Source organism: Enterovibrio sp. QJM3NY_24 (assembly GCF_057786035.1).
The window spans coordinates 1,251,109-1,270,398 of the sequence record NZ_CM173519.1 but is presented as its reverse complement, the minus strand read 5'-3'; the positions used below and the strand labels follow the sequence as shown (position 1 = coordinate 1,270,398).

At 47.0% G+C, this 19,290-nt stretch carries 16 protein-coding genes; 9 read left to right on the top strand and 7 right to left on the bottom strand.

What is annotated here, in order from left to right; translation table 11 throughout:
• Positions 1-173: 173 nt before the first annotated feature.
• On the bottom strand, positions 174-1,457 hold the full coding sequence (locus tag AC3CIC_RS05545) for an NAD(P)/FAD-dependent oxidoreductase (RefSeq protein WP_488515566.1): 1,284 nt from the start codon (positions 1,455-1,457) through the stop codon (positions 174-176).
• 202 nt (positions 1,458-1,659) lie between these two features.
• Between AC3CIC_RS05545 and AC3CIC_RS05540 the strand changes: the two genes are divergently transcribed.
• Entirely contained in the window at positions 1,660-2,703 is a 1,044-nt protein-coding gene (locus AC3CIC_RS05540; RefSeq protein WP_488515565.1) for an ABC transporter substrate-binding protein, read from the top strand.
• 124 nt (positions 2,704-2,827) lie between these two features.
• Here the strand turns inward: AC3CIC_RS05540 and AC3CIC_RS05535 are convergent, their stop codons facing one another.
• On the bottom strand, positions 2,828-3,559 hold the full coding sequence (locus AC3CIC_RS05535; protein ID WP_488515564.1) for a sulfite exporter TauE/SafE family protein: 732 nt from the start codon (positions 3,557-3,559) through the stop codon (positions 2,828-2,830).
• 160 nt (positions 3,560-3,719) lie between these two features.
• Here AC3CIC_RS05535 and ltaE point away from each other — a divergent pair, with 160 nt between their 5' ends.
• From ltaE to AC3CIC_RS05515, 4 genes are all read left to right on the top strand, one after another.
• On the top strand, positions 3,720-4,730 hold the full coding sequence (ltaE, locus tag AC3CIC_RS05530; protein WP_016958887.1) for a low-specificity L-threonine aldolase: 1,011 nt from the start codon (positions 3,720-3,722) through the stop codon (positions 4,728-4,730).
• 94 nt (positions 4,731-4,824) lie between these two features.
• Positions 4,825-5,763, top strand: coding sequence for a DUF808 domain-containing protein (locus tag AC3CIC_RS05525; protein WP_488515563.1), 939 nt, complete (start codon positions 4,825-4,827; stop codon positions 5,761-5,763).
• A gap of 111 nt (positions 5,764-5,874) precedes the next feature.
• Positions 5,875-6,642: a 3-hydroxybutyrate dehydrogenase gene (locus AC3CIC_RS05520; protein WP_488515562.1), complete on the top strand. Its 768-nt coding sequence runs from the start codon at positions 5,875-5,877 to the stop codon at positions 6,640-6,642.
• Between the two features lie 201 nt (positions 6,643-6,843).
• Positions 6,844-9,210, top strand: coding sequence for a Lon protease family protein (locus AC3CIC_RS05515; protein WP_016958890.1), 2,367 nt, complete (start codon positions 6,844-6,846; stop codon positions 9,208-9,210).
• Positions 9,211-9,321: 111 nt separating this feature from the next.
• On the opposite strand, the gene AC3CIC_RS05510 is transcribed toward AC3CIC_RS05515, so the two are convergent.
• The 3 genes from AC3CIC_RS05510 to AC3CIC_RS05500 form a co-directional block, all read right to left on the bottom strand.
• Positions 9,322-10,707 (bottom strand): TRAP transporter large permease, encoded by a 1,386-nt coding sequence (locus AC3CIC_RS05510; protein ID WP_394213271.1) that lies wholly within the window; start codon positions 10,705-10,707, stop codon positions 9,322-9,324.
• On the bottom strand, positions 10,694-11,236 hold the full coding sequence (locus tag AC3CIC_RS05505) for a TRAP transporter small permease subunit (protein WP_488515561.1): 543 nt from the start codon (positions 11,234-11,236) through the stop codon (positions 10,694-10,696). Before AC3CIC_RS05505 ends, AC3CIC_RS05510 begins: the two co-directional genes overlap by 14 nt.
• Before the next feature lie 69 nt (positions 11,237-11,305).
• A complete protein-coding gene (locus tag AC3CIC_RS05500) occupies positions 11,306-12,358 on the bottom strand; it encodes a TRAP transporter substrate-binding protein (RefSeq protein WP_488515560.1) in 1,053 nt (350 codons plus the stop codon).
• A 228-nt stretch (positions 12,359-12,586) separates the two neighbouring features.
• Between AC3CIC_RS05500 and AC3CIC_RS05495 the strand changes: the two genes are divergently transcribed.
• From AC3CIC_RS05495 to AC3CIC_RS05480, 4 genes are all read left to right on the top strand, one after another.
• Positions 12,587-13,960, top strand: a complete 1,374-nt coding sequence (locus tag AC3CIC_RS05495; RefSeq protein ID WP_488515559.1) for a cache domain-containing protein — start codon at positions 12,587-12,589, stop codon at positions 13,958-13,960.
• A 58-nt stretch (positions 13,961-14,018) separates the two neighbouring features.
• Positions 14,019-14,669 carry a response regulator gene (locus tag AC3CIC_RS05490; protein WP_394213276.1) on the top strand — a complete coding sequence of 217 codons (651 nt, stop codon included), beginning with the start codon at positions 14,019-14,021 and terminating at the stop codon, positions 14,667-14,669.
• Between the two features lie 189 nt (positions 14,670-14,858).
• Positions 14,859-15,548, top strand: coding sequence for a hypothetical protein (locus AC3CIC_RS05485; protein ID WP_488515558.1), 690 nt, complete (start codon positions 14,859-14,861; stop codon positions 15,546-15,548).
• 32 nt (positions 15,549-15,580) lie between these two features.
• A complete protein-coding gene (locus tag AC3CIC_RS05480; RefSeq protein WP_016958897.1) occupies positions 15,581-16,321 on the top strand; it encodes an SDR family NAD(P)-dependent oxidoreductase in 741 nt (246 codons plus the stop codon).
• A gap of 240 nt (positions 16,322-16,561) precedes the next feature.
• Here AC3CIC_RS05480 and cspE read toward each other — a convergent pair whose 3' ends face one another.
• Together cspE and AC3CIC_RS05470 are read right to left on the bottom strand one after the other, a co-directional pair.
• Positions 16,562-16,774 carry a transcription antiterminator/RNA stability regulator CspE gene (gene cspE, locus AC3CIC_RS05475; RefSeq protein WP_016958898.1) on the bottom strand — a complete coding sequence of 71 codons (213 nt, stop codon included), beginning with the start codon at positions 16,772-16,774 and terminating at the stop codon, positions 16,562-16,564.
• Positions 16,775-17,169: 395 nt separating this feature from the next.
• The gene (locus AC3CIC_RS05470) at positions 17,170-19,266 is read right to left on the bottom strand and encodes a VIT and vWA domain-containing protein (protein WP_488515557.1); all 2,097 of its coding nucleotides are present in this window, start codon (positions 19,264-19,266) and stop codon (positions 17,170-17,172) included.
• Positions 19,267-19,290 lie beyond the last annotated feature (24 nt).

Below are 19,290 nucleotides of genomic sequence, written 5' to 3'. Positions count from 1 at the left end.
AAAGAAGCAGAAACAGCCACGTCTGTTCGCACGGTTCCAAGGCACTCATCAAAAGGACATATCATTTATTGTGCATGGTGATACTAACGCGAAGCCACTAAAGCTTTGCCATTAAAAAGGGAAGCAACGCTCCCCCTTCTCTATGACACACAAAATAACACGCAAAACTAAAGTTATTTCGCCAGAGCGTCTTCCAGTTGTGATTTCCAAATCGCAAGCGCTAGCGCAGGTTTACGCAAGACTTCTGGCGTCGGAATCCAACCTTGTTTGATACGTGAAAACACGTCGAAGCGCCCTGCTTGACCCGCCATTGCTTCTGCAACAACACGTCCAGCAATGTTAGTTAAGCCTACGCCGTGGCCAGTGTAACCATGGGCGGTATATATATCGTTACCCAGATGTGTGATTTCGGGCATGTAGCTGCGCGTCACAGCGAACAATCCGCCCCAATGGTATTCCATTTTCACATCAGACAATTGCGGGAACACTTTGAGCATGCGTTGACGCAAACGTTCCTGACTATCCGAATACTCACCATTGAACGGATGATTAACACCACCAAACAAAATTCGTCCATCCGCAGTCGGTCGGAGGTAGTCCAAACAATTATTCAGATCCGACATCGCCATCTGATTAGCAATAGGTTGACGGTCTCCAAGCGGTTCAGTCACGGCTATATAAGAGGCAACCGGTAAGACTTTAGATTGCGCTTTGCGGTTCAAACCATTGAGGTAGGCATTACAGGCAAGCAAAACCTGTTTGGCTTTTACACTACCCGTGGCGGTTTTAACTGTGTTGATTCCCGCCCCTTTTTCAATCTTGATGACAGGGCTATTTTCGTAAATTTCCGCACCTGAAGAAATTGCCGCTTGTGCAAGGCCAAGGGTGTAATTCAGGGTGTGAACATGCCCACTATTTGGATCGAACAAACCACCAAGATATCGACGCGTGTTCGCCACTTGTTCGATTTTGTCCGTATCCCACCACTGAGCGACAGGATAGTTATAGCGTCCATGTTTCAGCGCATGCCACGATTTCAGTTCTTCTTCTTGGCCTTTGTTCAGCGCCAGTTCGATGTAACCTTGTTGAAAGTCACAATCAATGTTGAACTCTTGGATACGCTCACGAATGATATCGATGGATTCAACGGAAAGATCCCACAGCTGCTTACCCCATTCTGGGCCATAAGTTTCATCAACTTCACGCAGACCAAGGCAATAGCCAACAAGCGCCTGTCCACCATTACGCCCAGAACCGCCAAATGCAATGCGTTGCCCTTCTAGCACAACGACGCTCATTCCCTTCTTACGAAGTTCGATCGCCGCATTCGTGCCTGTCAGCCCTCCGCCAATAATGCAAACATCCGCTTGGATATCGTTAGTCAATGTTGGCTGTTCAGGCAATACATTTGCCGTCGCTTGGTAGTAGCTGTCGATATACCCGTTTTCTGTTGCCATCTTGTGACTCAATCCTGCATGAGTAGAAAAAAAAGACGGCGAATAGTCGCACTCCTCCACAGCACTAGCAAGGAGATTTGCTGCCGTTGGTAAGAAACAGAAATTGTTACTTTTTAAACTGATTTCTGATTGACACTGGTGGCAATACTTTTGATGATGCGCGTTCAAATTTCGGCTTGGTATAGCCTTACAGGGAAACACAATGAACCTAAATCTTAAAGGGGTGAAAGCGGCGAGCATCGCACTTACCGCAACTGTATCTTTCGGCGTTTCAGCAAACAACGAAGTACTTAACATCTACAACTGGGCAGAATACATGCCCATGGAAGTCATTGCGGCTTTTGAAAAGGAATACGGTGTTAGGGTTAACTATTCAACGTTTGAAAACAATGAATCCATGTATACCAAGCTAAAATTGCTTAACGGTAAAGGCTACGATCTCGCATTTGCGTCGACGTACTTTATCGAGCGCATGAGCAACGAAGGCATGCTGGCAAAAATCGACAAATCTAAAATCCCGCATGTTATAGACATCATTCCTGGCTTAATGGGTCAGCCTTTCGATAAGAACAACGATTATTCACTGCCATATATTTGGGGCGTCACGGGTATCAGCTACAACGGTGACATTGTTGATGGCAGCAACGTCACTAAATGGACGGATTTGTGGAAGCCTGAGTTTTCCGGTCAAATCATGCTGCTTGATGATGTACGTGACGTGTTTGGCATGGCTTTGAAAGCCAAAGGTTACAGCATCAACACCACCAACGAAGCTGAAATCAAAGAAGCTTTCGAGATGCTAAAAGACCTTCGTCCAAGCGTCGTTGTTTACAATTCAGATGCGCCTCACGTGCCGTTTGTCACGGGCGAAGTGGGCATTGGTCAGCAATGGAACGGCAATGCCTACATGGCCCAAGCTGAAATGGATAACATCGAGTTTGTGTATCCTGAAGAAGGGTCAATTTTGTGGATGGATAACTTCATTATTCCAAAAGGCGCGGAGAAGATAGATCTGGCTCATCAGTTTATTGATTTTCTGTATCGTCCAGAGAACCAAGCAGCCATGGTCGAAGAACTTGGCTACCCTGCTCCAAGTAAACGCGCGAAAGAAAAACTGTCCGCTGAATACACAGAGAACAATGTTATCTTCCCAACGGATAGTGATGTGGAGAAAGGTGAATTCACCAATGACGTTGGCGATGCCGTACGCATTTACAACCGCTACTGGCAACAGCTAAAAAGCTAATCCCCTGGCGTCAGTGACGTCTGGTTACGTAAATAGTGAAGCTCAAAGCATGCACGAATAAAAACCGCAGTTTAGGCTGCGGTTTTTGTTTATCTGTATCTGTTTGTCTGCTTCGAGTTACTGCTTATTGAGACTTGAAAAAAAGCAGATGTGCCGCGCTAAGTGATATTGCACACCGAACGATGACTTTAAGTTGATCCGCTGAAATCTTCGCAAAAACTTTGTAGCCAATAAACATGCCCACAAATAATGCAGGCAAACCCACTGCACTGGCTTCGAGCGTTTCCATGTTCACAAGCCCAAGGCTGATCAAACCCACCATCTTAAGTATATTCAGCGTCAAAAACGCCCAAACACGGGTGGCAACGTAAGCGTGTTTTTCCATTTTCTGCTCGAGCAAAAACAACCCCATCAATGGCCCAGCTGCATTGGCAAGCACACCGACAAATCCACAAAGGCCACCAGCAACACCTGCGGCATATCGATGGGAGAATATCGGTAAAGGATGGTAATCAAGCCAAAGTGACAGACCAAGCAAAGAAAATATGAGCACGCCAAGCATGGTCATAAAGGTGCTCGAATCAATGCTCCCCAATACATAGGTACCAAGCATCACACCAATGGCGCCAAAAGGCAGTAATTTCGCCAGCACACCCCAATTGATATTTTTGCGGTAAGTCATCACAGCAACGAAGTCAGTGAGAAGATATAGCGGGACGATCACCCCAAGTGCTTCAGGCCCAGGGAAGGCCAGCATCATGAGAGGAAGAATAATCAGGCCAAGCCCACCTATGGAAAATTTAGAAAAACCTGTCACCAAACACGCGAGCGAGATAAATAGCCACGACATCTCCATTGTTGTTCCTTTTAATGCCTTCCGTTATGCCAATCAACATCAAATATTGAATGGCTCAACATATAGACGTGGGCGAAATTCGCTATGTTTTGTAATTACTTTTTGAGCGATCAGGAGTAGTCTTGTCGTTCGATCATAGTAGTAATCAGGATAGTTTGGAATGATTGATTTTCGCTCAGATACAGTAACCCAACCGGACCAAAAAATGCGTGATGCCATGGCGAATGCGCCAGTGGGTGACGACGTTTATGGTGATGACCCAACAGTCAACGAATTAGAACGTTGGGCAGCAGAACGACACGGTTTCGAGTCTGCGGTTTTTACGTCTTCTGGCACACAAGCAAACTTGCTCGGTATTCTTGCACACTGTGATCGTGGTGACGAATACCTGTGCGGGCAACAAGCACACAATTACAAATATGAAGCAGGTGGTGCAGCTGTGCTTGGTTCTGTCCAGCCTCAGCCTATCGAAAACAACAAAGATGGCACTCTTTGCTTTGAAAAACTGGCATCAGCCGTCAAACCGGACGATGTCCACTTTGCACGCACAACATTGTTGAGTCTTGAAAACACCATCGGCGGAAAAGTTCTCCCGATGAGCTATTTGGCACAAGCACGTGAGTTTGCCAACCAGCACAAGCTTAAGCTGCATTTGGATGGTGCCCGTGTTTATAACGCCTCTGTTGCGCTTGAAGTCGATATCAAAGAAATCAGTCAACATTTCGATTCTATGACCATCTGCCTCTCTAAAGGCTTAGGTGCGCCAATCGGCTCGCTTCTTCTAGGTGATGCGGATTACATTCAGCGCGCGCGTCGTCTGCGTAAAATGGTCGGTGGCGGTATGCGACAAGCGGGTATTCTTGCGGCGGCGGGCATGATTGCATTGACCGAAAACGTTGAACGTCTCAAAGATGACCATGACAACGCGCGATACCTGTCGGAGAATCTAGGGGCAATTCAGGGTTTCAATACCTTTATCTATCCCGTGCAAACGAACATTGTCTATGCTGATGTTGCGTCTCACATTGATATTCATGCCATTGCGAGCCAACTGAAAGAACACGGTATCTTGGTGTCGCCAGCGCACAAAGCGATGCGTTTTGTTACGCATAAAGACGTAACAAAAGCAGATATCGACAAACTGCTATCAGCCATCGAGCAGCAATTGTAACGCTCTTGATGCGGTAACAATGTATACCCAAACAAGTGACAACAAACTAGAGGCGGTTTTCCGCCTCTAATCATATGTGATGAGGAGACATCCCATGGCTGGAGCTAGCCTGCTTACATTGCTCGATGACATTGCGACCATCCTTGATGATGTCGCACTCATGAGCAAAATGGCCGTAAAGAAAACGGCGGGTGTCTTGGGTGACGACTTGGCATTGAATGCAGAGCAAGTCTCGGGGGTAAAAGCAGACCGAGAATTGCCTGTGGTTTGGGCGGTCGCCAAAGGGTCCCTTCTCAATAAACTTATTTTGGTACCTGCTGCCCTCGCAATCAGTGCGATCGCCCCGTGGCTTATCACTCCGCTATTGATGCTAGGTGGATTGTTTCTTTGCTTTGAAGGCGCAGAAAAGATTATTCACACCTTTTTCCATAAGAAGGACAAAGATAAAGCACACACAACGCCACCTGAAGATACCGATTTTAACACTGCCACATTAAACGCCGCCGAGTACGAAGCACAAAAGGTCAAAGGTGCCATTCGCACTGATTTTATCTTATCAGCCGAAATTATCGTCATCACCTTAGGCGTCGTTTCCGGCAGTGATTTCCCTACCCAAGTGATCACACTGTTTGGCATCGCCTTTATCATCACGATTGGCGTCTATGGTTTGGTGGCGATCATCGTCAAAATCGACGACGCGGGTTTATATCTGAGCAAAAAAAGCGGCGCAATTATCCAAGCGATTGGCCGTGGCTTGTTAGGATTCGCTCCAATATTAATGAAGGGCCTCTCTATAGTGGGCACTATTGCGATGTTTTTGGTGGGTGGTGGCATTCTGACACATGGCGTGCATTTACTGTCTGAATGGATCGGTGATGCCGCGCAGGAAACCGCGTTAATCCCTTCATTAGGCAATATCATTTCCGCGGTGCTGCCAACGTTACTTCATGGCCTTATCGGGTTAATCGCAGGTGTGATCGTGGTGGGTATTGTTTCGCTGATCGGCAAACTAAAACCCAGTAAAGCCCATTAAAAAATCAGCAAAATCTCCAATTTCCTGCAGCCATTGCGTAATACTGCGGATTGACGCTGTCGTGACTCGCGCTTAGTTTAAATAGATTATCTAACGTTATGGAGAACACGGATGGCAGCAAAACATGTTTTTATCACCGGTGGCGCAAGCGGTATTGGCTTTGGTATGGCGCAAGGTTTTGCACAGGCGGGTTACCGCGTCACCCTCTCTGATATCAACACCAGCGCACTAAGCGAAGCGGTTGATACGCTCAAGCGCGATTTTGATGCGCCCGTGCACGGCATTACACTCGATGTCACCGATCCCAAGCACATTGCGAGCGCACCCGATCGTGCGGGTGAGCCTGTCGACATACTGATCAACAATGCAGGCATTCAGTTTGTATCGGCATTGGAGACATTTCCAGAAGATAAATGGCGACTGATTATCGACATATTACTCACGGGTCCTGCGATGTTAACCAAGGCTTTTCTACCGCAAATGTACGAGCAAAATTTTGGACGGATTATCAACGTAGGTTCCATTCACAGCTTAGTCGCCTCCCCCTATAAATCCGCGTATGTGTCGGCTAAACATGGCCTGCTGGGCTTTTCAAAAACCATCGCTCTTGAAAGCGCAGAGCGTGACGTTACTATCAATACGCTTTGCCCTTCTTATGTCAAAACACCCTTGGTTGAAAACCAAATCCTCGCACAGGCACAGACTCACCAAATCAGCGAAGAAGACGTCATTAATACCATCATGCTTAAGCCCATGCCCAAAAAAGCATTTATTGCCCTTCGCGAGTTAACCGATACCGCTCTTTTCCTCAGCTCACCAAGTGCCAAAAACATCACAGCACAAGCCATTGCTATCGACGGTGGATGGACGGCGCATTAACTTTCGATAACAAAAAACGCACAACCTAACTATCCAAACGCCATCAGCAAGAACGTTTTTTGCGCACTTGTTCACCTTATACAGGTGAATAAAGTGCGCCAGCCCACATTGCCAACACGTCCTCCCTTCTTTATCTCAAAATCAGTAAGTTAACAGCGCTACACTGGTTCTATACAAAGAAATCAGTGTAAGGAGAGCGCTATGACACACTCACCACTAACCAGTGACAAGCTCTATCGCACTTCACAGCTCAACCGACTCAACGTTTCTTCTACTAAGCATCTTGAGCCATTGGACGAAATCGTTGGCCAAGATCGGGCACGTCAAGCCGTTGAGTTCGCGATGTCGATTCAAGAAAAGGGCTACAACATCTATGCGGTAGGTCAGAATGGCCTTGGCAAACGCACCATGGTGATGCGTTATCTTGGTCGCCATTGGCAATATAGCCACCCTGTTTACGATTGGTGTTATGTCGCCAACTTTCAGGATTCACGCATGCCAAGCGTACTGCAATTACCTGCAGGCAGGGGCTTGAAGCTCAAGAAAGACATTGAGAAGCTCATGGCAAGGCTGAGTAACTCCCTGCCAATGGCCTTCGACAATGAGATGTACTACTCACGCGCCGACATCCTAAAAAATCGCTTAGCCGAGCAGCAAGAAGGCGCGTTGGAAGAACTGAGCGAAAGTGCAAAAACGCAAAACATTAGCCTTTCTATCACGGCCACAGGTGACTATCAGTTCATTGCATTAGACGGTGAAGAGCCGCATACCGAAGAAACCTTTGATGCCTTGCCAGAAAAAGAGCAAGCGCAGTTCGATACCGTGATCCGTGAGCTGGAAGTACAGCTTCGTGGGTTAGTGCGTAAGCTGACCGAATGGGAAGAGCAATACGCCGAGAAGCAGCTCAAACTGGATGAAGAAGTCGCCACAGACGTCGTTTCTCACGTGTTTAAGAAAATTGTCGATGTCTATCAAGATTTGCCTCAGGTGAAAAAATACCTCAAGGCAATGCAAGGTGATATCGTCGAAAATCTCGATATTTTCCTGCAAGAAAGTGAAGAGCAAGCAGGGTTGGCTTATGCCGCACTGGATAAAAAGCTTCCCCGTCGCTACCAAGTCAACGTGTTGGTCGATCAAGATGAAGATGTGCCTCCTATTATCGTTGAAGACAGCCCTACGTATCACAATATTTTCGGTTACGTGGAAAATGCCACTTACAAAGGCACAGTGTTTACTGACTTCTCCTTAATTCGCCCGGGAAGTATCCATCGCGCGAATGGCGGTGTTTTACTTATCGATGCCGTAAAAGTGTTGGAACGCCCTTATGTGTGGGACGGCTTAAAGCGTGCTTTAAGCTCGCGTAAAGTCAGCCTGAGCTCACTGGAACGAGAAATCACCCTCAGTGGCACCATCTCTCTCGAACCAGAGCCGATTCCACTGAACGTCAAAATCATTCTGTTTGGCGATTACAAAACGTACGCGCTACTACAACATTACGACCCGGAATTCAGCGAACTGTTCCGTGTGACGGCAGACTTTGAAGACGACATGCCGCGAAACGATGACAGCGAACTAAAATACGCAAAGTTCATCTCCAGCATATGCCACGATAATAGCCTCCTGCATTGCGATCAGGGCGCGATTGGTCGCATTATCGAGCACAGTTCTCGTCAATCTGGCGATCAGGACAAACTGTCTCTGCACTCATCAGACATTGCCAACTTACTGCGTGAATCTAACTACCAAGCACGCAGCGGTAAATCCAACCTTATCCGTGCATCTCATGTCGAAAAAGCACTGGCGAGCCGCGATATGCGTGTTAGTCGTCTGCGCGATTACGTGATGGAAGGCTTTACGACAGGCACAACCCTGATAGACACCCACGGGTCGAAAGTCGGCCAAGTGAATGCACTGTCGGTGCTCACTACCAACGATTTCAGTTTTGGCGCACCGAACCGCATTACGGCAACGACATCGTTTGGCGAGGGTGACGTACTGGACATAGAGCGAAGCGTGAAGCTAGGTGGCAATATTCACTCCAAAGGGGTCATGATCCTCACCGCTTATCTTTCGTCATTATTAGGTAAAACAGCAAAAATCCCACTGACTACGCGAATCACGTTTGAGCAATCTTATGGTGGTGTCGATGGTGACAGTGCATCAATGGCGGAGTTCTGTGCCGTGGTTTCTGCCATTTCTGGCGTGCCATTACGACAGGATTTATCCATTACCGGTTCCATGAACCAATTTGGTCAATCGCAGCCCATCGGTGGCGTGAACGAGAAAATCGAAGGCTTCTTCGATGTTTGCACCCTCAAAGGCCCGAAAGCCACTCAAGGTGTGATCATTCCTCGCTCTAACGCGCATAACTTAATGCTACGTAAAGACATCATCCATGCCGTCGAAAAAGGCCAGTTCCACATCTATGTCATTGAACATGTGAGTGAAGCCATCGAATTGTTCACGGGGATGCCCGCAGGTAAGTTAGATCCAAAAGGCAAGTTCAAATCAGGTACCGTGCTTCACGAAGCGTTCAAACAACTCGAAGCACTACGAAGTGATGACTAGCTCAACGCTGTCATTAAAATAGCTAAACGCTAACCGAAAAAGAGGCCGACATCATGTCGGCCTCTTTTATTGGATTATCCACCTACCTATATTGTCGTCAGCACAGTGTGATTACCCATAGGCAATTGATGGTAACCAAAGTATCAAATTGGGCCACATCACCAAGACCACCAAGGCAATTAGCTGAAGAATGATAAAAGGTACGACGCCTTTATAGATATCCATCAGCTTCACTTCCGGCGGACACACCCCTTTTAGGTAAAACAAAGCAAACCCAACGGGCGGTGTCAGAAAGCTGGTTTGCAATGCCATCGCAACCAACATCACGAACCATACCAGCTCAGCATTATCCAACCCCGGATACGTACCGATATCCAGATCGAGACCCATCACGACAGGTGCCAGTAATGGCAACACAATCAAGGTGATTTCAATCCAATCGAGAAAGAAGCCGAGCAGGAAAATGACCAATAGAATGAAAGCGACAATGCCATAGGGGCCAAAGGGTAAGGCCTCAAACGCTTGCTCGATAAATTCATCCCCACCCAATTCACGAAGCACCAGTGCAAAACACGTTGCACCGATAAATATCGCAAAAATGTAAGCCGTGGTTTTGTAGCTATCCAGCAAAACATCTTTCAGCACAGCCAGCGAGAAACGCTTGTAATACATCGCGAGTAAAATCGCACCAAACGCCCCAACACCAGACGCTTCTGTCGGCGTCGCAATACCTGCGAAAATCGACCCCAGTACTGCAATGATCAGTGCAAAGGTTGGCACAATCGCTTTGGCCACATCTTTGATCACCTCCCAATCAGCGCGTTTTGCGTTTTCTGGCAGTGGCGCAGATTGCGGTTTCAACACACCAATCAGGAGCAAATAGACAATGTAGATTGCACCCAGCATCAGACCTGGGAACATCGCGCCCATGAACAAATCACCCACAGACAAGCCAAGCTGATCTGCCATGATCACTAACATGATCGATGGAGGTAACAAGATCCCCAGAGTTCCCGCAGAAGCAACCGTACCCAGTGCCAAAGGCAAACTGTAACCTTGCTTGATCATGGCCGGTAAAGACATGGTCGCCAGCAATACGACCGACGCACCGATGATCCCTGTTGAAGCCGCAAGGATAATACCAATCGCCATCACGGAAATCGCCAACCCACCTCGGACACGACCAAACAATGCTTGCATCGCTTGCATCAATCGGTCTGCGACACCGGATCTGTCGAGCATATTCCCCATAAAGATAAACATGGGTAGCGCCACCAATATCCAGTTATCCATGATTTTGAATAAACGGTTAACCACCAAACCCAGCGTGGTGAAATCTAAGCCCGTCCATGTATCAAAATACAGGTCACTGTAGTAACCAATGATGGCAAATGCGACGCCTACCCCGCCCAAGACCCAAGCAACAGGAATACCGATAAAAAGGAGCAAAATAAAACTACCGAACATCGCCAGAATAAGAATTTCATTTGCTTCCATGCGAGCCTCCCTGACGCAACAAGGCGACAGCGCGAAGTAGCCGAGCAAAACTGGCGAATGCCAACAGCGCAACACTAAATGGAATGGCAGATTTGATTAGCCAGCGCCACGGTAATCCTGACGGTGCATTAGATCGTTCATCGACACGCCATGCTTCATAAACAAAGTCGAGTGAAGGAATGAAAATCACGTAGGCGAATGACCAAACAAAAAACAGAACGGTGATGATTTCAACCCACGCTTTCTTTCTTGCCGAAAAGCGGTGATAGAAGATATCGACCCTCACATGAGTGCCGGTGATTTCGGCGTAAGACAACCCGAATAAAACGCCAATGGCGTAGAGATGCCATTGCAGTTCTTCTAAGGCAATCTGGCCGTTATTAAAGACCTTACGAAGCACTACCTGCGTGATGATAACCGCAATCAATAACAGATAGCTCCAAGCAAAAGTGCGCCCGACGATACGAACGACTTGCTCAATGCTGTCTGCAAGCGGTGAAGCAGGAAGCGAGTGAGAAGGCTGGGTCATGATGTGCTCCTTCACCCAGGTTAAAACGAATAAACGGGCAGCGTCCTGCTGCCCGAAACCACAGGGGTCTTAATTGCGAGGAAGGAAACCTTTTGATGCCCAGATTTGGTAGTTCTGGCGGAAGTCAGACATATCTTTCCACACCTTGTTGAAGTAAGGATCCGCTTTTTGCTCCTCTACCACGTCTAGCCATGTGGTTTGGAACAGGTCCAGCATGTCGTCATTCCAATAGCGAAGTTCAACGCCCTGCTCTTGGGCTTTTTGCATCGCTTCAAACTGCATTGACTCACCTTCAGCAATGGAGTTGGTCATCGATGCTAGGCACAACGTTTCAATCCCGGCTTGTTGGTCTTCATCCATCTTATTCCACGTATCTTTGTTGATCAGAAGCTCAAAGACAGTGGCTTGCTGGTGCCAACCGGGGAAATAGTTATATTTGACGATTTTATGAAAGCCTAGACGTTGGTCAATGGCTGGCTGAGAAAACTCGCTGGCATCAATGGCTCCTTTCTCTAACGCACCAAAGATCTCACCGCCCGGCAACTGCACCGTACCTACACCCAGTTTCTCCATGACTTGACCGCCAAGACCAAAGAAACGCATGGTTAACCCTTTTAGATCTTCCGGTTTGTCGATTGGCTTTTTGAACCAGCCCGAGGTCTCTGGCGAGATAATGGCGCACGGCAGCACTTTCACGTTATAGCCTGCTTCGTCATACATGCCTTGATAGAGCTTCAAGCCATTACCGTAAAACAACCACGCCATATATTCCGGTGCTTCAGGACCAAAAGGCACTGCAGAAAACAACGCTGCCGCCGGCATTTTTCCTTGCCAATAGCCAGCGGTCGCATACCCAGAATTCACTTTACCACTGGAAACTGCATCAAGAATTTCTAGCGGTGCAACCAGTTTACCCGGCTCATACACTTTCATCTTGATGGTGTTTCCAGTGACAGGCTGAATACGTTCAGACACCCATTTGATCGGCGTACCGAGTGCCGGCAAATGCGTACCAAACGCAATCGGGGTTTTCAGCAATATTTTGTCTGCCAATGCAGAACCTGAAACGCAAAGTGTCGCGATGGCAATAGCTTTTAAAGTCGTCGAGATTGGCCTATTCATTGTCCACTCCTTGGTGCGCAGCATCACTGTTTAGGATGTATTGTGTTGCTGCTTTTCTGGTTGAGGTTTACAGCACATTGAGACTGTTAATAATTTGTTACCGTCTAGACTATCCCTGCAACTTAGAAAAAAATATCAGTTAGAAAACGGACTTACTGTCCATAGGATTGCGTAATAGGGCTACGTAGTTTCACGTAGCCGAGTGAAAACCTAACAACAAACGGAATTATGTTGACGACGTTATCAGGCATGAGCATGCCCATTCGGATCAAAATATTGATTCTGGCGATGCTGCCGTTGCTATTGATGTTTGGGCTAATTATTGGATTAGTGGTGATCCAATCTGACACCCTGTCTAAAAATCAGGCGAATTTAATCCGTTCTGAAACCTTATTGTCTAAGAAACAAGAACTGCTCAAATACGTCGAACTGGCTCGTGCTTCTATTGCACCAATTTATGACAGCGCTAACGAAAATGATGACAACGCCAAGCAAGCTGTCATCGATATATTGAATAATCTCACTTTCGGAGAAGACGGGTACTTCTTCGCTTACACCTATGATGGCACCAACCTTGTGTTGCCTTATCAACCTGAAATGGTGGGTCAAAACATCTGGGATGTGGAAGACAATCGCGGTTTCAAATTGCTACAAGCCTTAATACTCAGCGCCCAACAAGGGGGTGGTTTTGTCGAGTACTACTGGCATAAGCCATCAAGAAAAGAACAAGTCAAAAAGCTGAGTTATGCGATTGGGCTGGATAAGTGGGGCTGGATGGTTGGCACGGGTGTATACATTGATGATATCGACACCCAGGTCACATCGGTACATGGAAAAATAGACGAAACCATCAGCAAGACCTTCATTGGTCTCGGTATTGCGCTGATTATCACCATCGGTATTGTGGCCAGCCTTGCCACCAGTATTCATATTAGTGCGCGCGAATTGGCGGACCAAAAGCTACAAGCTTTGAATCGGCAACTGATTGAATCTCAAGAAGAGGAAAGAACACGGGTTGCCCGCGAACTGCATGATGGCATCAACCAAATTCTGGTCTCAGTGAAATACCGTCTAGACAGCATTAAAGATGCGAAAACCAATGAAGAACGAAATCAAAATGTCGCGCTGGACCAAGCCACGCTCAATGAAGCCGTCAGAGAACTCAGACGCATCTCAAAAGATTTACGCCCCGCCCTGTTGGACGACTTGGGCTTACTCGCGGCTTTGGACGATCTGGCCAAAGAAGTGACTGAACGTTCAGGAATGCATGTGATTTTTGAACATCATCTCAATATGGACGAGGTGTCAAAGTCTACCGAAATCACCCTCTATCGTGTGGCTCAGGAAGCACTGCACAATGCCGAAAAGCATGCACACGCAAAAGCCGTCGACATTATCCTTCAACAAGAGGAAGGTGAAATTGTATTGACCATTGCAGATGACGGTGTTGGCTTTGAAGACATCAAGGTGAGCCATAATGCGCAATCAATGGGATTGAAAAATATGCGCGAACGTATTGAGAATTTGGATGGGATTTTTTCTATCAGCAGCCTAATCCATCAAGGTACTGAAGTCAGAGCCATTCTTCCCATTGCACATTAGAGGCGCTCGCAAGGATTGCTAAGGAAGAAAAGATGGCAAATCAACAAGGAGAGAACCAATGACCACGCTTTTACTCGCAGATGATCATGTGCTGCTTCAGGATGGACTGATAGAACGCCTGTCCAAGCAACCTCAGTTCAGCATACTCGGGGCAGCTAACGACGGCGATAGTGCCATTGATAAAGCCCTCTCTCTCAAGCCAGACATACTCCTCACGGATATTTCCATGCCCCATAAATCAGGACTGGAAGTGCTCTCCGTATTGAGAGACAAAGCGCCTGAGATCAAAGTGGTGATCCTCAGCATGCACAACAACAAAGAGTACATCATGACCGCAATGCGTGGTGGCGCAAAAGGTTATGTATTGAAAGACGTATCCTCACAGGAGCTGGTACAAGCTCTCGATATTATCGCCAATGGCGGTTCTTATTTTAGTGCTGGAGTGTCAGAAACTCTCATGGAAAGCATGAGCGAATTAGAGAATAAAGATCACGATGACATCCTTCCTACCCCCCGAGAAAAAGATGTACTGATCCTCATCGCCAATGGTGCCTGCAACAAAACCATTGCCCGAGAATTAGACATCAGTGTTCGAACGGTTGAAACCCACCGTCTTCGCGTCAAAAAGAAACTTGGGGTCACATCAACCGCAGGGTTAGTCAAATACGCGTTTGAACAAGGCTGGGTAAATCAAAGCGGAAATGATTGAGGCATAGCAACATGGCAAGCAAACTTGCTCACTATTGCCCAGAAAATAATAGCGATAGAATGCATAAGGCATTTCTATTGCTCACAAAAAACACGCGATTATTTTTCGTTTTATTGATATGAAATAACAACTTTCTTACAAAAATGGGTATCGTGTAACGTATCACGAGCACATTGAAGGAGAGTTGTTATGCATCAGGAACAATTCCCTGTCCCTGAATATCCAGACATGGAATTTATAGGCGTTTCATTTCACACGCTCAACCAACAAACACCTGACTTTGTAGCGACATCTAAGTGGTATGCGCGGTTAGGGATCTCTATGGCCTTCCTGCTGTTTGCCGCGATCACCACCGCCTCGTGTTACTACTTCGGATTAACGGACGACACCTTTTTTATTGCCACACTTAGCGTCACACTGCTGCTTTATCTCGTCTCTATGCCCATGCTCACCAGTGCTTACATTGCGTCCGAACGAATGAACCGGAAAATTGTGCTAGAAAAACAACGTTTTTTCGTAAAAACGCTCGCCAATACGCCACTGGAGGAACGCTTACAAGTTGCAAACCGCATTTGGACTGCGCTTCGAGGCGAACAATGGACAGAATGCATCAATCTTGCACACGCATTAGACAAACCTCGAACCGTATATTCTTGCCAGCAAGTTGGCAAAATTGCGTCTAACTTGACCCATACCGACCCGGAAATTTTCTGCGATGCTATGCTTAAAACAATGAATAATCAAAGAGGTAGCATTAACTACTTCTTCGATATTATTTCAATGCTTGGCGAGCAGCAATTTTACGATGAACACGAAGAACAGAGAAAAGTCCGCGGAACAAAGAAGTTAATGCTGGATGATATTTTCACGCACCGCTAGCCAAGCGCCCTCTTACTCCAACCGGAGCGCGCATGAAAATAGTCCTTGTCACCGGAGGCAGCAGTGGTATTGGCCTCCACACAGTTCTCGCCTTTCACCAAGCTGGCTTTAAAGTCATTACCTGCTCACGTAACGAAGATAAGTGGAACAAGGTATTGGCTCGTCATCCTCAACTATCGTCAATCGACTACCTGCCCGTTGATCTAAAAGACGTTCAGCAAGTCGATCGTTTCTTTGGCTACATCAGAGAAAATTACGGTCACTTAGATGTTGCCGTCAACAATGCCTCACCAAAGCTAGAATCTCGTGGTGACTTTGCTAACGTGCCCATTGATGCGCTATATAGCACCATGATTGGTGATTTTTGGTTGCACGCAGTGTGCTTGCGCTATGAGCTCAACTTGATGCCCGAAGGTAGCGCAATCATCAATGTGAGTTCTGTTAATGGTGTTCGCCCGACCCCAAATGCAGCGATGTACTCTGCCACCAAACACGGTATTGAAGGCCTCACTCGCTCAGTCGCAGTGGAAGCAATTAGAAGTGGTATTCGCGTGAATGCCGTTGCACCTGGTGTGACTTGGACACCGCGATGGGAAGAACATCAGGCCGACATGGGTGCGGCATTGAGAGAAACGGTTTCCAAGCAAGTGCCAAACGGAAGATTCGCCATTCCAGAAGAAATCGCTAAAGCGATATTTTGGCTCAGTTCAGAACAAGCAAGTTATGTTGTTGGTCACACTTTGGTGATGGATGGTGGCTTGAGCTTAACCTAACAAGGCATGGTTCGGCCGTGTAAATACGTGAAACACAAGCCAATGTTTTTTATAAAAAATAGAAACAGGCTTGATGAACAAATGATGAAAATCGGATGTTAAAACAAAGAAAATTTAGGATTTAGTTTGGAGATAGAAGGATTGGAACAAGATATTTACAGGAGGGTATTTCGAAGATTTTTGGTAGTGCAGATAAAAAAGTAGCGCAAATGGCATGGCCATCTGCGCTGTCTTTCGAAATTACAGAGCTACTACGTTAGCAGCTTGTGGGCCTTTTTGGCCTTGCTCAACTTCGAAAGATACTTTTTGGCCTTCAGACAAAGTCTTGAAGCCTTCAGAAGCGATTGCACGGAAGTGAACGAATACGTCAGCGCCGCCGTTGTCTTGAGTGATGAAACCGAAACCTTTATCTTCGTTAAACCACTTTACTAGACCAGTTGTTTTGTTAGACATTTTGTGTCCCTTATATTTGAATTCATAAAATATTCGCATTAATGCGACGCACTGTGCTGGAATTATTTAATGTGACGATGAAGCTAAGGGAAACACAGAGAACTACAACTAGTGACGAAATCTGAGGTTTTACTTTTACTTTACGCTTTATTAATAACTCTGACTTACAGAGCGAGGCCAATATTACTCTAGTCAGAGCTATTGTAAAGACTTATTTTGAATTTTTTTGCATGAAAAATTTGCGTCCCTGTAGATACAGCCGTCATATCGTCGGAAATCAGATGACTAAGTGACGCACCCGCCTTTGTTTTTGCGTGGTATTTTTCATGCCAAAGGCAAAAGCGACAAGGCAGATCCCATCAGCCTTGTCTCTTATTTTCAATTAATTAGCGACACTAGTGTTCTTTCTTCACCATCACATGTCTGCCTCCAAACACGAACGCCAGCACGACAAATACCAGCCAATTCACACTACCACCGCCACTGCCACCGCTTCCACCACCAGAGTGTGTCGGTGTCGGTTGGCTAAACATAGGCTGACTAGAATCTGCCCTTGTCGGTTGAACATACTCAGCGCTACGCTTTTCACGAGCCAGCTGCTCAGCGGTAACACGGGCGCGATTGTTTCGGTCAATGCCTAGCTCTTGGAAAGCTTGCTCTTCAACCACCAGCAGCGAGGTGTAGTCGGTCAGCAATCCATATTCCACCGCGATGTCTTCAATGGCTTGTTCTTTATCGCCATCTTTTTGCTCTAGATAATCCATCTGCGCCTGCAAATCACGAATGGCAGAGAACGCCCACATTCTTTCCAGTTCAGGATTGCGTAACGCCGTCTCTGGCAATGTAACCTTAGTGATATAACGTCGCGTTTCACCACCAACATCCATGCTCAATGTCACTTTCGCCGTGCCTGCCTTAAAGTAGTGGCCGAACACTACCAACTGCTCACCTCGGTACAGGCTACTGATCTGCTCTGGCGTGATGTCACTAACCTTTACCCCGTCAATATCCAACTCAATATTACGGTAAGCCTGATGTGTCAACTTACTGGTGACACTCATTAGATGGCCGATAATGTCGTCAGCATTCGACACCGAGGTGGCAATGCCATTCGATAGCTTTGTCATCGGCACAAGCAGCGGCGTATTGGCGCTGTTTCCCATAATGAAAGTGAACAGTCGAACATCATGTTTTTCCATCAACGTAAAGAACTGACGCTTTTCCGTCACGCCTACGTTAGCCACGCCATCAGTCACCAGCACGACACCAGTGGGACGATCTTTATCCAGACTTTTCAACGCTGCATGCAAACCTTCATAAAGATTGGTTCCATTGTCAGGTTCAACCCTCTCAATCGCTTTTAGAGCCTGTTCTGCATTGGCTTTTGTCGCTGACACAAAACCTTTGGTGATATCATGGGTTGTGTTGTCAAACATCAATACGCGGAAGCGATCTTCTTGTGGCAACCTATCAAGCCCTTGGCGTACACCCTCTACCAACGTTGAGTACTTCCCGCTCATCGAGCCAGACTTATCTAACACAAACACCCAATCTCGCCCCTGAGTAACAGGGACTAAATCATCTCCTGGCGTGAAAGTTAGCTTTACGGTACCGCGCTGAGATGAAGCAGGGTCGCGGTGCGCCGCCAAGTCCAATCGACCCGGCAAGCCATCTTGTAAACGCCAGTAAAACACGATGTCTTGTTCCAAACGGTAAACTGGCGCAGTTTGTGATGATGCAGTGCCTTCCTCTTCGAGCACGGCTGCAGATTGATTGGCTACTTGCGCCTTCCAAATCGTGTGCTCACCTAACGCTTCTTGTGTGAGTGCGGCATTGGGATGCGAAGGCAAACGCACACCGTCAACGGGATACGCGGATTTCAGCGTGACGTTAAACGAGAAATCTTGCTCGACCGCATCATTACGCGTCCAAAAGGAGGCTTTTTCCTCGTCAACACCGCCCTCTTCCATCGGGTACACATACCGTCCAACGCCATGATCGAGCAACGCATCTTGCAGATACACCAGTTTTACTTTGACACTTTGCTGAGGTAACACCGGGAATACCCGCATTTCGAACGTTTTGTATTCGTCTTTTTCTGTGATTGCCGCAGCGCGACCCTGAACTTTCTGATCTTGATAGATCTCTCTGGCTTTATCTTTGGCAACCGCTTCTGCAATCACCGGTTTGCCATCTATCCAATAGATAAACTCCCCCACAACCGCCTGCTGGGGAACAGGGAAAGAATAGTGCGCTTCAAGTGCATCATTGTTTGGGTTGAAGAATTCTTGTTCGATGGACGTTGTGGCGTAGCCGTCTTCGATAACGACATCCACACGGTGGGTTTCGATGGTGAGGTCTTGATGTTGGCCGTTTGTCGGTTTCAACAAACCGCTCGCCATTGCGGTGGGTGCAAACCAGCCTAATACCAACGTGAGAAATACCATTCCCCACGTCGTGAATCTTTGCGTCATTTGCTGTTGGTTTAGCATCGTGTGCCTCCATTGCGTTGCTTC